This is a genomic window from Nocardioides limicola (assembly GCF_016827675.1).
GTDB lineage: Bacteria > Actinomycetota > Actinomycetes > Propionibacteriales > Nocardioidaceae > Nocardioides > Nocardioides limicola.
The window spans coordinates 338,676-352,896 of the sequence record NZ_JAERJA010000001.1 but is presented as its reverse complement, the minus strand read 5'-3'; the positions used below and the strand labels follow the sequence as shown (position 1 = coordinate 352,896).

Annotated in this window: 17 protein-coding genes; all 17 read left to right on the top strand. The window is 69.3% G+C overall.

Annotated elements, in window-relative coordinates; all coding sequences use genetic code 11:
• Positions 1-3: 3 nt before the first annotated feature.
• The 17 genes from JKG67_RS01755 (at position 4) to JKG67_RS01675 (ending at position 14,157) form a co-directional block, all read left to right on the top strand.
• Positions 4-558 carry a hypothetical protein gene (locus JKG67_RS01755; RefSeq protein ID WP_203335527.1) on the top strand — a complete coding sequence of 185 codons (555 nt, stop codon included), beginning with the start codon at positions 4-6 and terminating at the stop codon, positions 556-558.
• On the top strand, positions 555-851 hold the full coding sequence (locus JKG67_RS01750; protein WP_203335526.1) for a DUF6167 family protein: 297 nt from the start codon (positions 555-557) through the stop codon (positions 849-851). The genes JKG67_RS01755 and JKG67_RS01750 overlap by 4 nt, the downstream gene beginning before the upstream one ends.
• Positions 851-3,529: an alanine--tRNA ligase gene (gene alaS, locus JKG67_RS01745; RefSeq protein ID WP_203335525.1), complete on the top strand. Its 2,679-nt coding sequence runs from the start codon at positions 851-853 to the stop codon at positions 3,527-3,529. The genes JKG67_RS01750 and alaS overlap by 1 nt, the downstream gene beginning before the upstream one ends.
• On the top strand, positions 3,529-3,987 hold the full coding sequence (ruvX, locus tag JKG67_RS01740) for a Holliday junction resolvase RuvX (protein ID WP_203335524.1): 459 nt from the start codon (positions 3,529-3,531) through the stop codon (positions 3,985-3,987). The genes alaS and ruvX overlap by 1 nt, the downstream gene beginning before the upstream one ends.
• Complete coding sequence (mltG, locus tag JKG67_RS01735; RefSeq protein ID WP_203335523.1) at positions 3,984-5,135, top strand: endolytic transglycosylase MltG; 1,152 nt, start codon at positions 3,984-3,986, stop codon at positions 5,133-5,135. Before ruvX ends, mltG begins: the two co-directional genes overlap by 4 nt.
• Entirely contained in the window at positions 5,135-5,947 is an 813-nt protein-coding gene (locus JKG67_RS01730; RefSeq protein WP_203335522.1) for a shikimate dehydrogenase, read from the top strand. Before mltG ends, JKG67_RS01730 begins: the two co-directional genes overlap by 1 nt.
• Positions 5,948-5,958: 11 nt before the next feature.
• Positions 5,959-6,657, top strand: a complete 699-nt coding sequence (locus tag JKG67_RS01725) for a prepilin peptidase (protein WP_203335521.1) — start codon at positions 5,959-5,961, stop codon at positions 6,655-6,657.
• Between the two features lie 34 nt (positions 6,658-6,691).
• Positions 6,692-7,870 carry a chorismate synthase gene (gene aroC / locus JKG67_RS01720; protein ID WP_203335520.1) on the top strand — a complete coding sequence of 393 codons (1,179 nt, stop codon included), beginning with the start codon at positions 6,692-6,694 and terminating at the stop codon, positions 7,868-7,870.
• Position 7,871: 1 nt separating this feature from the next.
• Positions 7,872-8,387, top strand: coding sequence for a shikimate kinase (locus JKG67_RS01715; protein ID WP_203335519.1), 516 nt, complete (start codon positions 7,872-7,874; stop codon positions 8,385-8,387).
• Positions 8,387-9,475 (top strand): 3-dehydroquinate synthase, encoded by a 1,089-nt coding sequence (gene aroB, locus JKG67_RS01710; protein WP_203335518.1) that lies wholly within the window; start codon positions 8,387-8,389, stop codon positions 9,473-9,475. The genes JKG67_RS01715 and aroB overlap by 1 nt, the downstream gene beginning before the upstream one ends.
• Complete coding sequence (locus JKG67_RS01705; RefSeq protein WP_203335517.1) at positions 9,472-9,936, top strand: type II 3-dehydroquinate dehydratase; 465 nt, start codon at positions 9,472-9,474, stop codon at positions 9,934-9,936. Before aroB ends, JKG67_RS01705 begins: the two co-directional genes overlap by 4 nt.
• A gap of 83 nt (positions 9,937-10,019) precedes the next feature.
• On the top strand, positions 10,020-10,211 hold the full coding sequence (locus tag JKG67_RS01700; RefSeq protein WP_203335516.1) for a CsbD family protein: 192 nt from the start codon (positions 10,020-10,022) through the stop codon (positions 10,209-10,211).
• Between the two features lie 135 nt (positions 10,212-10,346).
• Positions 10,347-10,910 (top strand): elongation factor P, encoded by a 564-nt coding sequence (gene efp / locus JKG67_RS01695; RefSeq protein WP_203335515.1) that lies wholly within the window; start codon positions 10,347-10,349, stop codon positions 10,908-10,910.
• Positions 10,910-11,320 (top strand): transcription antitermination factor NusB, encoded by a 411-nt coding sequence (gene nusB, locus JKG67_RS01690; protein ID WP_203335514.1) that lies wholly within the window; start codon positions 10,910-10,912, stop codon positions 11,318-11,320. The genes efp and nusB overlap by 1 nt, the downstream gene beginning before the upstream one ends.
• Positions 11,321-11,432: 112 nt before the next feature.
• A complete protein-coding gene (locus tag JKG67_RS01685) occupies positions 11,433-12,188 on the top strand; it encodes an ATP-binding cassette domain-containing protein (protein WP_203335513.1) in 756 nt (251 codons plus the stop codon).
• 80 nt (positions 12,189-12,268) lie between these two features.
• Positions 12,269-13,528: a hypothetical protein gene (locus tag JKG67_RS01680; RefSeq protein ID WP_203335512.1), complete on the top strand. Its 1,260-nt coding sequence runs from the start codon at positions 12,269-12,271 to the stop codon at positions 13,526-13,528.
• Positions 13,525-14,157, top strand: coding sequence for a hypothetical protein (locus JKG67_RS01675; RefSeq protein ID WP_203335511.1), 633 nt, complete (start codon positions 13,525-13,527; stop codon positions 14,155-14,157). Before JKG67_RS01680 ends, JKG67_RS01675 begins: the two co-directional genes overlap by 4 nt.
• Positions 14,158-14,221: the final 64 nt, after the last annotated feature.

The following is a 14,221-nucleotide window of genomic DNA, read 5'->3' as shown; positions in this document are numbered from 1 at the left end:
GTGATGGAGCAGCCGATCCTCGTGGCAGCCGCGGTGGTCGCGGCGCTGGCGATCGTTGCTGCGCTGGTGTGGCTGTCGCTCCTGGTGACCCGGATGCGCCACGAGGCGGCGACGGTCCGAGCCGAGGCGGCCGAGTTGCGCGAGATGATCGACACCATGGCCACGGCCAGCAGCACCGCACTGGTCAAGGTCACCTCCGACAACGGCCAGGTGGACTACGTCATCACAGCCCTGGGCGAAGAGTCGCTGAGCGACGTGCCCGTACGCGATGAGTCTTCGGGCAATGCCGAGTCGCAGTCGGTCGAACTGGCGGTCCCGCAGCGGATCGAGGGCAAGCTCTTCGCCGACATCGTGCTGCGCGAGACGCTGATCAAGGCAGCCGCGGCCGCTAGCGGCGTACGACGTGCCTTCTCCGCCGAGCACCGCAACCAGGTCCGCTTCGAGATGCGCCGCGAGATCAAACGCGCCCGCAAGCAACGCAAGGCCGAACTGAAGGCGGCCCGGCGACTGATCCACGAGCGGCAGCGCGCGGCCCTCAACGACGAGGACGCCGCATGAGCCGCAGCCTGTGGTTCGTGGCTGGCGCCGGCGCAGGGATCTACGCCGCCGTCCGCGCCCGTCGCGTCGCCGAGAGCCTCACTCCCGACGGGATGCGCGACCGCGCCAAGGGGCTCGCCCTGGGCGCCCGACTGTTGACCGAGGAGTTCGTGGCCGGCTCGCGTGAGCGAGAGGCCGAGCTGCGCCGGCAATGGGGGCTGGTGACGGCGCCCGAGGGGCTGCCCACGCCCCTCGATCACCACCGAATCCCGGCCCAACCGGTCCGGGCCCTGCACGAGAAGAAGGACAGCTGATGGAAACCGCGGAGATCCGCCGCAGGTTCGTGGCCCATTTCGAACACTCCTCGCTCGGCGCCCACCAGGTGGTGCCGTCGGCGTCGCTGCTGCTCGATGACCCGACCCTGCTGTTCGTCAATGCGGGGATGGTGCCCTTCAAGCCCTACTTCCTCGGCCAGGAGACACCCCCGTTCGAGCGTGCGGTGAGCGTGCAGAAGTGCGTCCGGACCCTCGACATCGAAGAGGTCGGCAAGACCACCCGGCACGGCACCTTCTTCCAGATGTGCGGCAACTTCTCGTTCGGTGACTACTTCAAGGAGGGCGCCATCGCCCAGGCCTGGAGTCTGGTCACCGGCAGCGTCGAGGCCGGCGGACTCGGCTTCGACGGGGACCGGATCTGGGTGACCGTGCTGGCGGGGGACGAGGAGTCCAAGGCGCTCTGGCGAGACCTGGCCGGGTTGCCCGAGGAGCGGATCCAGGAGCGCGGCCTGCTGGACAACTACTGGAACATGGGCGTGCCCGGTCCCGGCGGCCCGTGCAGCGAGATCTACTACGACCGCGGCCCTGCCTTCGGCGCTGACGGTGGACCGATCGTGGACGAGGATCGATTCCTGGAGATCTGGAACCTCGTCTTCATGCAGGAGTCGCTGGAGACCGTCCGCGCCAAGGACGACTTCGACGTCGCCGGCCCGTTGCCGGCCAAGAACATCGACACGGGCCTCGGTCTGGAGCGGGTGGCCTACCTGCTCCAGGACAAGGACAACATGTACGAGATCGACGAGATGTTCCCGGTGATCGAGCGGGCCTCGGCGCTGACCGGACGTCGTTACGGCGCCGATGTCGGCGACGATGTCCGGTTCCGGGTGGTCGCCGACCACGTGCGATCGGCGCTGATGCTGATCGGTGACGGGGTCACCCCGGGCAACGAGGCCCGCGGCTACGTGCTGCGACGGCTGCTGCGCCGTGCGGTGCGGTCGATGCGACTGCTCGGCTACGAGGACCGGTCGCTCCCGGAACTGCTGCCGGTGAGCCTGGACCGGATGAAGCTCGGCTACCCGGACCTGGAGGCCGACTTCGCCCGGATCTCGTCGGTGGCCTACGCCGAGGAGGATGCGTTCCGCAAGACCCTGCAGGCCGGCACCCAGATCTTCGACCTGGCCGCCGCCGAGGTGCGCGACAGCGGCGGCAGCCGGCTGTCCGGGGCCAAGGCGTTCGCCCTGCACGACACCTACGGCTTCCCGATCGATCTGACCCTAGAGATGGCCTCCGAGGCCGGCCTCAGCGTCGACCACGACGGGTTCCGGGCATTGATGACCGAGCAACGGGAGCGGGCCAAGGCCGACGCCCGGTCCAAGAAGGGCCAACACGCCGACACCGGTGTCTACCGCGGCATCCTCGACGAGCACGGCCCGACCGACTGGCTCGCCTACGAGACCCTGGAGACGGAGTCGAAGTCGGTCGCACTGCTGCGCGAAGGAGCACCCGCCGGCACCCTCGCCTCCGGTGAGATCGGTGAACTGATCCTGGACCGGACCCCTTTCTACGCCGAATCCGGTGGGCAGGCCGCGGACGCCGGGATCATCGAGTTCGACGGGGGTCGTCTCGAGGTTCTCGACGTGCAGCGCCCGGTCCGCGGCCTGGTGGTTCACCAGGTCCGCGTCGTCGACGGCGAGTTCCACCCCGGCGCGCTGCTGCACGCCCAGGTCGACCCGGAGTGGCGCACCGGCGCTCGACAGGCCCACTCCGGCACCCACGTGGTGCATGCCGCGCTGCGCGAGGTCCTCGGCCCGACCGCGCTTCAGTCCGGCTCCTACAACCGTCCCGGCTACCTGCGGCTGGACTTCGGCTGGACCCAGGCGCTGACCCCCGAGCAGCTCCACGACGTCGAACAGGTCGCCAACGCAGCACTGCGCTCCGACCTGCCGGTCGGCTGGGAGTACATGACCCTCGCCGACGCCAAGGACTGGGGTGCCCTCGCCCTGTTCGGCGAGACCTACGACGACCAGAAGGTCCGCGTCGTGGAGATCGGCGGCCCCTGGTCACGTGAACTGTGCGGCGGCACCCATGTCGACCACACGGCCCAGATCGGGACCGTGGTGGTGACCTCGGAGACCTCGGTGGGCTCGGGGTCCCGACGGGTCGAGGCGTTGACCGGTCTGGAGGGCTTCGCCTACCTGGCCAGGGAGCGCGACGTGGTCGCCCAGCTCACCGGGATGCTGAAGGCCCAGCCCGACGACCTGGTGGGTCGGATCGAGGACATGGTGGAGCGCCTCCGGGCGACCGAGAAGGAGTTGGAGAGACTCCGCGTCGGCCAGCTCCTGTCCAGCGCCGGCGAACTCGCCGGCCAGGCCATCGACGTGGGCGGGGTCTCTGTGCTCGCCCACCACGCCGCAGGGGTTGGCGGCGGTGACGTCCGCACCTTGGCCATGGACATCCGGAGCCGACTGACCGGGCCGGGCGTGGTGGTGGTGATCGGCGACGCCGACGGCAAGGTGTCGGTGGTGGCCGCCACCAACGAGGCGGCCAGGGAACGCGGCGTGTCGGCCAACGAGCTGGTCCGGGCGGTCGGCCCCCTGGTCGGCGGCAAGGGCGGCGGCAAGGCCGACGTGGCCCAGGGTGGCGGCACCGACGCCACTCGGATCGGCGAGGCTTTGGCTGCAGTCCATGCCGAGGTCGGCCGGAGCACCCAGGTCTGATGCGGCACGGCGTACGGCTCGGTCTGGATCCGGGCGAGGCGAGGATCGGGGTCGCGGCGAGCGATCCGTCCGGGATCCTGGCCACCCCGGTGGACACGGTATGGCGCGGCGACGGCGACCTCGACCTGCTCGCCGACATCGTGGCGGAGTACCAGCCGATCGAGATCGTCGTCGGTCTTCCGCGTTCGCTCTCGGGCCGGGAGGGGCCTGCTGCGATCCGGGTCCGGGAGTTCGCCCGGTCGCTGGTGGCCCGGGTGCCGACCACCCCTGTGAGACTGTGTGATGAGCGGCTGACCACGGTCACTGCGGAGGCCCAGTTGCGGGAGCAGGGCCGCAAGGGAAGGAAGCGGCGTGCAGTCGTCGACCAGGCGGCTGCCGTCCTGATCCTCCAGCATGCGCTGGACACCGAGAAGTCGTCCGGAGTGCCGCCGGGGGAGATCGTCGAGGAGGCAACGTGAGCGACATCGGGCTGGACATCACCTCGGTGGGCACCCCTGAGCCGGGGCGACGTCGACGACGCAGATCCCGACTGCCCGGTTGTCTGGCCGCCGTGTTGGCGCTGGCGTTGCTGGCCGGCGGCTTCTACTACGTCGTCACCAACGGTGTGGACGCCCTGCGTGACCGGTTGAGTTCGTCGGCCGCCGACTACGAGGGTCCCGGCGGCGACGCGGTGATCGTCGAGGTCCGCCCCGGCGACTCCACTGCCGCCATCGGACGGACGCTGCGCGAGCACGACGTGGTCGCCTCGGTGCAGGCGTTCATCGATGCCGCGGCCGGCAACGAGGCGGCCCGCAGTATCCAGCCCGGCTACTACGAGGTGCAGCAGCAGATGGCGGCCGTGGACGCGTTGGCGATCCTCGTCGACCGCACCAACATGCTCACCAGCACCATCACCATCCCCGAAGGCTTCCGGGTCGATCAGATCCTGGACCGGCTGGCCGCCCAGACCGACTATCGACGCGGCCAGTTCGAGCGCGTGCTCGAGGACCCGGCCCGACTCGGACTCCCGGAGTCCGCCGGCGGGAACCCGGAAGGCTATCTCTTCCCGGCCACCTACACGTTCGGCCCCGACGACCGTCCGGTCGACATGCTCACCGCGATGGTGACCAAGTTCAACGAGGTGGCCGGCTCGGTGCCGCTCTCCGACGCCAGCCGGGTCGGGCTGTCCGAACACGAACTGCTGACCGTGGCGAGCATCGTGGAGAAGGAGGTCTTCCGGGACCAGGACCTTCCCAACGTCGCCGAGGTGGTCTACAACCGACTCAACGGCGCCTGCTCGGAGACCGGTGGCCGCCTGGAGATGGACTCCACGGTCCACTTCATCCAGGGCGGCTCGGCCGGCGGGGTGACCACCAGCGCGGATGCCCGCAACTCCGACTCCCCGTACAACACCTACCGGGTCTCCGGTCTCCCGCCAGGGCCGATCGCGTCACCCGGAGAGCGCGCCCTGCAGGCGGCCCTCAACCCCACCTCAGAGGGCTTCTGCTTCTTCGTGGCCATCGACCTCGACACCGGCGAGACCGCGTTCGCGGCCAGCTACGCCGAGCACCTGCGCAACGTCGAGCAGTGGCGGACCTGGTGCCGTCAGAATGCCGGGCGGTGCTGATGCGGCGCCGTTGCGCCGTCCTCGGTGACCCGATCGATCACTCACTCTCGCCGGTGCTGCACCGGGCCGGGTACGCAGCGCTGGGCCTGGACTGGACGTACGACGCCCACCGGGTCCCGGCCGGGGGACTGGCCGACTTCGTCGGCGGCCTCGACGACGGCTGGCGAGGCCTGTCCCTGACGATGCCGCTCAAACGCGAGGCGCTGCCGCTGGTGGACCAGGTCACCGACGGCGCTGCCGTGGCCGGCGCCGCCAACACGATCGTCCTGGACGACGACGGCCGCACCGGCCACAACACCGACGTGCCTGGCGCAGCCGCGGCACTGCGGGAGCGGTACCAGGGGCCGCTGCGCCGGGCCGCCATCCTCGGTGGCGGCGCCACCGCCGCCTCCACCCTGCTCGCTGTCGCGGACCTGGGCTGCCGGGACTTCGCCCTGCACGTGCGCAACCCCGAGCGGGCCGCCGAGACGCTCGAGGCTGCCGCGCGTCACCGCGCCGACCTCGACGTCACCGTCGCCGCCCTGACCTCGCCCCCCGAGGCTGACCTGCTGATCTCCACCATTCCCGCCGCCGCCCAGGACCCGGCGTTGGTGGCCGGGTGCGCCCGGGTGCCGGTGCTGTTCGAGGTGCTGTATCACCCCTGGCCCACCCCCCTGGCTGCCTCAGCGGGGGACCGGGTGCTGATCAGCGGCCTGGACCTGCTCGTGCACCAGGCGGCGCTGCAGTTCGAGCTCTTCACCGGTCAGTCGGCGCCGCTGGACCGGATGCGGGCCGCCGGCGAATCCGCCCTCGCCGCGCGACAGCCCGGCTAGGGTGACCCGCCATGGAGGGATCCCTGCTGACCGCCACGGTCGCCGCACTCGCCTGCCTCGTGCTGGCGTCGGCGATGCCGGCCCTGGTCCGTCGCCTGCCCGAGCCCGCTGAGGCGGCCCCGGACAAGATCAGCTACCGGGACCTGTCCACCTCCACCGGGCTCCGAGCCGGCGCGATGATCACCGCAGCGCTCGTCGGCGGCGTCGCGGGCTGGCGGCTGGACTGGAGTTGGGACCTGCTGCTGTGGACGCTGCTGATCCCGGTCGGCGTGGCGTTGGCGGTGATCGACTGGCGGACCCGGCTGCTGCCCACGCGGCTGGTCGCGCCGTCGTACGCCGTGGTCTGTGCGGTGATCCTGGTCGGCGCGCTGGTCGAGTGGCAGGCCACGGACCTGCTCCGGGCTGCGGCCGGCTGGGCGCTGGCCGGTGGCCTGTACCTGCTGCTGTGGTTCGTGCATCCGCGAGGGATGGGATACGGCGATGTGCGTCTCTCCGGGGTCCTCGGCCTCGTCCTCGGGCATCTGAGCTGGGGGACACTGCTGGTCGGCGTGTACGCCGGGTTCCTGCTCGGCGGCGTGCTGGGGCTGCTGCTGGCGAGACTGAAGATCGTCGAGTCCAAGGCGGTCCCGTTCGGGCCGTTCATGCTGGCCGGTGCCCTGGTCGGGCTGCTGGGCGGCGACTGGCTGAGTCTCGTCGCCGGGGCGGTGTGACCTCGCGACAGCGGGCACGTGAAAGACTGACGCCATGCTGCGTTGGTTGACTGCGGGCGAGTCTCACGGCCCCTCTCTTGTTGCGATCCTCGAAGGGCTGCCCGCCCACGTGGAGGTCACCAGCGACGACCTGGCCGATTCGCTGGCCCGCCGTCGGCTCGGCTACGGCCGCGGCGCCCGGATGAAGTTCGAGGCCGACGAGGTGCGCGTGGTGGGTGGCATTCGCCACGGGCGCAGCCAGGGCGGTCCGGTGGCCATCGAGATCGGCAACACCGAGTGGCCCAAGTGGGAGAAGGTGATGTCGGCCGATCCGGTCGACGCAGCCGAGCTCGACGCCCTGGCCCGCAACGCCCCGCTGACCCGGCCCAGGCCCGGCCACGCCGACCTGGTCGGCATGCAGAAGTACGACTTCGACGACGCCCGCCCGGTGCTCGAGCGTGCGTCCGCCCGTGAGACGGCGGCCCGCGTCGCCCTGGGCAGGGTCGCCAGCAACTTCTTGGAGCAGAGCGTCGGCGCCAGGATCGTCTCCCACGTGGTCGAACTGGGCGGGGTCGCGGCCCCTGCCGGCCTGATCCCCGCCGCCGACGACGTGGCCCGGCTGGATGAGGACCCGGTCCGGTGTCTCGATGCCGAGGCATCCAAGCGGATGGTGGAGCGCATCGACCAGGCCCACAAGGACGGCGACACCCTCGGCGGTGTGGTCGAGGTGGTGGTGCACGGGTTGCCGCCCGGTCTCGGGTCGCACGTGCACTGGGACCGGCGCCTCGACGCCCGACTCGCCGGAGCCCTGATGGGCATCCAGGCGATCAAGGGTGTGGAGGTCGGTGACGGCTTCGAGCTCGCCGCAACCCCGGGCTCGGCCGCCCACGACGAGATCGTCTCCGGCGCGGACGGGATCCGCCGCACCAGCGGCCGCTCGGGTGGCACCGAGGGTGGCATGAGCACCGGTGAGGCGCTGCGCGTCCGCGCCGCGATGAAGCCGATCGCCACCGTGCCCCGTGCCCTGCGCACCATCGATGTGAGCACCGGTGAGGAAGCGGTGGCGCATCACCAGCGCTCGGACGTGTGCGCGGTACCCGCTGCCGGGATCGTCGCCGAGGCGATGGTGGCCCTGGTGCTGGCCGATGCGGTGGTGGAGAAGTTCGGCGGCGACTCCGTCGGCGAGACCCGCCGCAACGCCACGGCGTACCTGGACAACCTGAGGTACCGCTGACATGTCGCCGATCGTGGTCCTGATCGGCCCGATGGGAGCCGGCAAGACCACCATCGCCAAGCGGCTCAGCAGCCGGCTCGGGGTGCCGGTCCGCGACTCCGACGCCGACGTCGAACGCCAGGCGGGCCAGAGCATCTCCGACCTCTTCGTGGACCATGGCGAGGCGCACTTCCGTGAACTCGAACGCGGTGCGGTGGCTGCCGCGCTGGCCGAGCACGACGGGGTGCTGTCCCTCGGCGGCGGCGCCGTCCTGGATCCGCAGACCCAACGCTTGCTGGCCGGCCAGCGGGTGGTCTTCCTCCGCGTGGGCCTCGCCGATGCGGTGCGTCGCGTCGGGCTCGGCACGTCACGACCGATGCTGCTCGGCAACGTCCGCGGCCGGATCAAGGCGCTCCTCGATGAGCGCACCCCCCTCTACGAGGGCCTGGCCAGTCTCGTCGTCGACACCGACGGACGCACCCCGGCAGACGTCACCGATGAGATCCTGACCTGGCTGAAGAGCGAGGAGAACACCTGATGTCCACCCTGCACGTCGGCGGCGCTTCGCCGTACGACGTCCACATCGGCTCCGGTCTGGCCGGGTTGCTGCCAGGTGTCCTCGGCGACTCGGTGGCCCGGGTCGCGTTGATCCACGCCGCCGAACTGGGCCATCTGGTCGCGGACGTGCACGGCGCCCTCGCCGATCGCCAGGTGCTGACGTTGCCGGTGCCCACGGGGGAGCACGCCAAGACCGCCCAGACCGCGAACGACTGCTGGGAGGCGCTGGGGGTGGCCGGTTTCACCCGCTCCGACGCGGTAGTGACGTTCGGCGGTGGCGCCACCACCGACCTGGGTGGCTTCGTGGCGGCCACCTGGCTGCGGGGGGTCAAGGTGGTGCACGTGCCCACCAGCCTGCTGGCGATGGTCGACGCAGCCGTCGGCGGGAAGACCGGCATCAACACCGGCGCCGGCAAGAACCTGGTCGGTTCCTTCCACGAGCCGGCCGGGGTGCTGTGTGACCTCGATCTGCTCAGCACGCTGCCCCCCGAAGAGCTGGTCGCCGGGATGGGCGAGATCGTCAAATGCGGATTCATCGCCGATCCGGAGATCCTTCGACTCGTCGAGGAGGCGAGCCAGGCCGACCTGCTGCCGGGAGCACCGGTACTGACCGAACTGGTGGAGCGCGCGATCGCGGTGAAGATCGCGGTCGTCACCGCCGACCTCAAGGAGACGGGCGGCCCCGACGGACATCCCGGCCGGGAGGCGCTCAACTACGGACACACCCTGGCGCACGCGATCGAGCGGGCCGAGGGCTACCGGATCCGGCACGGCGAGGCGGTCGCGATCGGCTGCGTGTACGCCGCCGAGCTGGCCCAGCTCGCCGGCCGCATCGACGCCGACCTGGTCCAACGCCACCGATCCGCCCTGGCGAAGGTGGGTCTGCCGACCAGCTACGCCGGCAGCGGCTTCGAAGACCTGCTGGCCACCATGCGAGTGGACAAGAAGTCGCGCGGCTCCCAGTTGCGCTTCCTGGTCCTGGACGGCCTGGCGCGCCCCGGCGTACTGGCCGGGCCTGAGGAGTCGTGGCTCCGGGAGGCCTACCGGCGGATCGGTGGTGCCGCATGAGTCGCCGCGTCTGGGTGCTCAACGGCCCGAACCTGGGGCGGCTGGGTCGCCGGCAGCCGGAGATCTACGGCACCACCACGCACGACGAGTTGGCGGCAGCCTGCCGGGCGTGGGGTGACGAGGTCGGCCTGGAAGTCGAGGTGAGGCAGACCAACCACGAGGGCGACCTGCTGGACTGGCTCAACACCGCCGCCGACGAGCAGACCCCCGTGGTGCTGAACGCGGGCGCGTGGACCCACTACTCCTGGGCGATCTACGACGCGTGCGCCCAACTGGTCGCGCCGCTGATCGAGGTGCATCTCTCCGACCCGCAGCAGCGGCCCGAGGAGTTCCGGCACACCTCGGTGGTGACTCCGCACGCCTCGACCGTGGTCGCGGGCAAGGGGGTCGACGGCTACCGGCTGGCGCTCGCGGCCCTCGCCGAACTCCTCGGCGGACCCACAGGCCCGACCGGCGTGTGACGCGCTTCACACCCGCGGTAGGGGGTGGACCTGCTCGGCATGGGTACTGGACCAGCAGTACACCGATCCGAGAGGAGTACGCCATGGGAAACATGGGAAACAAGTTCGAAGAGATCAAGGGCAAGGCCAAGGAGAAGTTTGGCGAAGCCACCAAGAACGAGGACCTGAAGGTCGAAGGCCAGGCGGACCAGGCCAAGGCCAACGTCAAGCAGGCCGGCGAGAACGCCAAGGATGCCGCGGAGAACGTGAAGGACTCCGTCACGGGCAACGACTAGGCACCTGCACCGTCGGGGCCTGACGTAGGCGTCGTCGGGGATCTGCGGTTGCACGTATAGAATCGGCGGCTGTTGCCCTGTGAAGGGCGGCAGCCGCCGATCTGCATCCACATACCCCGAAGAGGCAACCCGCGCATGGCAACCACGAACGACCTGAAGAACGGCATGGTGCTCAACCTGGACGGCCAGCTCTGGCAGGTCATCTGGTTCCAGCACCACAAGCCTGGCAAGGGCGGCGCCGTGGTGCGCAGCAAGCTCAAGCACGTCGAGTCCGGGAAGGTCGTCGACAAGACCTTCAACGCTGACGTGAAGGTGGACGTCGCCCAGGTCGACAAGCGGACGATGCAGTACCTCTACAACGACGGCAGCAACTACGTCTTCATGGACACCGGCACCTACGACCAGATCGAGGTCACCCCCGAACTCGTCGGCGACGCGAAGAACTTCCTGTTGGAGAACCAGGAGGCGATCGTGGCCACGAATGAGGGCCGGGTCCTGTACATCGAGATGCCGGCGTCGGTGGAGCTCGAGATCACCTACACCGAGCCCGGCGTCGTCGGCGACTCGGCCACCGGCCGCACCAAGTCGGCCACCCTGGAGACCGGTCACGAGATCCAGGTGCCGCTCTTCATCGCTCAGGGCGAGAAGGTCAAGGTCGACACCCGCGACTCCTCCTACCTGGGCCGCGTCAAGTCCTGATGGGCGCTCGTTCCAAGGCCCGCAAGCGGGCCCTCGACGTCATCTACGCCTCCGAGATGCGCGGCGAGGACCCGGTCGAGGCGCTGCAGCGGGCCACCGACGAGGGCAACGCACCGAACAACCCGTGGACCGAGGTGCTGGTCCGGGGCGTCACCGAGCATCGGGACCGGATCGACAGGATCCTGTCCTCGTACTCGCAGGGCTGGACCCTGGATCGGATGCCTGCCGTGGACCGTAACGTGCTGCGGATCGGGGTCTTCGAGATGCTGTACGCCGAGGACGTGCCCGACGCGGTCGCGGTCACCGAAGCGATCAGCCTGGTCCGCGACCTCTCCACCGACGAGTCCCCGGGCTTCGTCAACGGGGTGTTGGGGAGCGTGCTGCGCAACAAGGACCGACTCGAGGACTGATCGTTCACGGTCCGGGCCCCTTAGGCTGACGGCTGAGGTCAGTTGTGTGATCTGGGAGGCGCGGACCCGCGGCGCGAGCGCCTCGTCGGCCGGGGGAAGGATCGAGCAGCCAATGAACGACGACGTGACGATCGCTGCTGACGGGTTGACGTTCGAGTACGGGCGAAAACAGGTCATCGCGGGTATCAGCCTCACGTTGGGGCTTGGCACGAACACGATCCTTGGCCGTAACGGCGCCGGGAAGACGACCCTGATCCGGCTCCTCACAGGCGCAGCTACACCGTCCTCCGGAACCGTGCTGGTAGGCGGCCAAGACCTGGATCTACGGTCACGTGGCGGTCGCACGCCACTTCGACGCATCGGCTGGCTTCCACAGCAATTCGGGTTCCCGAGGCACATGAGGGTGGCCGAGTACGTCGCCTATGCGGCGTGGTTGAAGGAGTTGCCGTCTGCCCGACTCGATGATCGGGTCGCCACGTCGCTGGATCTGGCAGACCTGAAGGACCTGGCCAAGGTGCCCCTGCATGCGCTGTCGGGTGGGCAACTGCGCCGAGTCGGCCTTGCGGCAGCCGTGGTCGCGGATCCCGACGTACTGATTCTCGACGAGCCGACGGCGGGCCTCGACCCGGAGCAGCGCGAGCAGTTCCACGCCATGGTGCGGCAGTTCAAGGAGGAGAAGGTGGTCGTGATTGCGACCCATCTCCTCGAGGATGTGCACGCGCTTGCGGAGCGGATCGTGGTGATCGATGAGGGGTCGCTCTGTTGGACGGGTTCTCCGGGCGACTTGTGTCGGGTGGGCGGGACGGACGCTGCAGGGGTCGACGGTATCCGTGACGGCTTCCGCTCAGTCCTGGCAGCGCGTCGATGATCAAAACCCTGGGCCGGCCCCGTACCTACCGGTCCCGTTCCTATCTGCCCAGGTCATTTGGGCTCTTCCTGGCCGTGGGGTTGACCACCGCCGTCCAGGGGGTGGTCATGTTGTCAGCCACCTCCGAGACCTGGGTGGGGCACTGGCCCAGTACCAGCGCAGTGGTGGGGCTCGCCGCTGTGTTCGGGTCATCGATCTCGGCGGCCGCCGCAGCCTGGGTAGCGGCAACTCCACGCCACCTCGATTTCGTTGATCTGCTGGCGACTGCTTCGCGCCCTCCCGCCCGGGTCTACGCCGCGGGCCTCGCATCCGTCGTGATGGGAAGCGCTACCGGCTACTTCTTGGTCACGGCCTACGCGACAGTCATGACGGCTCCGCTGGCGACGCATGGGCGGCTCAACCTCTGGGAGGTCGCGCCGCTCTTCGCAACAGTGCCGCTTGCGGCGGCGGTCGGCTTCCTGGCCGGCAGAGTCCTGCCACCTCTGATGGCCCCGGTCGTCGCCGCGGCAGCTCTCTACGCCGCGAACATCCTCGTCCACCTTGTCGATATGAGTACGAGCACACGTTTCGCCTCCGAACTGGTTCCCTACGACGAGACCGATCGGAACTACCTGGCTGTGGCCACTGAACTATTAGCGCTCAAGGCGACCGTGGGGATCGCCGTCGGAGTCGCCCTTCTCGCCTTCCTGCTGGGTGCCCGTCCGGTCAGTTGGGGGGCAGCAGTCCTCGGGAGCGCTGCTCTGGCAGGCGTTCTGCTCATTGCGGGTGCCCGTGAGGATGTGGTCGATGCCTACGAGGCCATCTGCACTGAATCAGCACCCATTGCCTGCGTCGATCGGGCGCATGACCACCTGCTTGACGACTATCAGGCGATGCTGGGCGACCAGTTGGACCAGTTGCCGGGCCTCGACACGACGCGAGTGCGTTTCGTGCAGGATCCGTACCTGAGGCAACGCTCCGCCGCCATCACGGGCAAGACGCTCGATTGGTCCACCGACACACTCGTGGTCGCGCCCATCTCGAAGCGCAACACCGAACCCGCTCATCAACTCGACGCCAGGAGGTTCACTGCCGAGTTCGGGCGCAGCCTCTTCCACGCGCACTGTGTCCCTGCAGGTGAGTCGCTGTACCTATGGTGGCTCGACGTGAACGGGTTGCCCTCGGACGGGAGCAACTTCCCCGGTGAAGGACCGGTCGACTCCCTCGTAGCCCACGACACGGAACTGGCCCAGGCGTACGCGCAGTTCCTGGCCCTGACTCCGCGGGAGCGAAAGGCATGGTTCGCCGAGCACGGAGCACAGCTGCTGGCCTGCGCTCACACCGCCGCGGACAGCGAATGACGTCGCGCTTGGGCACTATGGCGCTGATCGCGCGCTCCTATCTGGCCGCCCACGGAGTCAGCCGCCGAGGCCTGATGGGCTACCTGGTCGCCTGGGGAGTGGTTGCCTTCGCGTCACGGGGCAGGCACTCTGCCCTGGGCCTGCAGTTGGGTGATCCAGGCAGCGAACCCTTGGACACGATCGGCTTGGTGATGATGGCGGTCCCCGCATTGATCCTGCTTCGCTGTCTGCCCCTGTACACGGTGGAGTTGGGTCTGGGGAGATCGCGCGGAGCGCAACCGTCGTGGGCCTGGTGGACCGCAACCTTGGGCCTCGTCGCTGCGCTGACTCCCGTCGTGATGGGTCCCTTATTGGCTCCAACCGTGGATGGCGACGCCTTTCGATCGGTCTGGCTCTTGATCGTGGGCGTCGCTCTGTTGTCCCGGCTCGTGATGCCCCCGGCATGGAGTTCCATGCTGGTCGTCGGCGTACTGATGACGTTCAGCGCCCCGGGCGTGGTGCCGTGGCGCCTCAACCTCCTGTACAACCTGGAACTTCTGCCCGAGGTGACCTGGCCGCTGTCAGTAGCGACCTTGGGCCTGGCATTGGTGCTCACAGCGCTCACTCCCGGTCGCGAGCGCTGCAGTTGACGCTGTGCGTCGCCCTTGACGATGGCGAGCGGGCGACGAGGAGTAGGGTGGTCGTCGTACGACA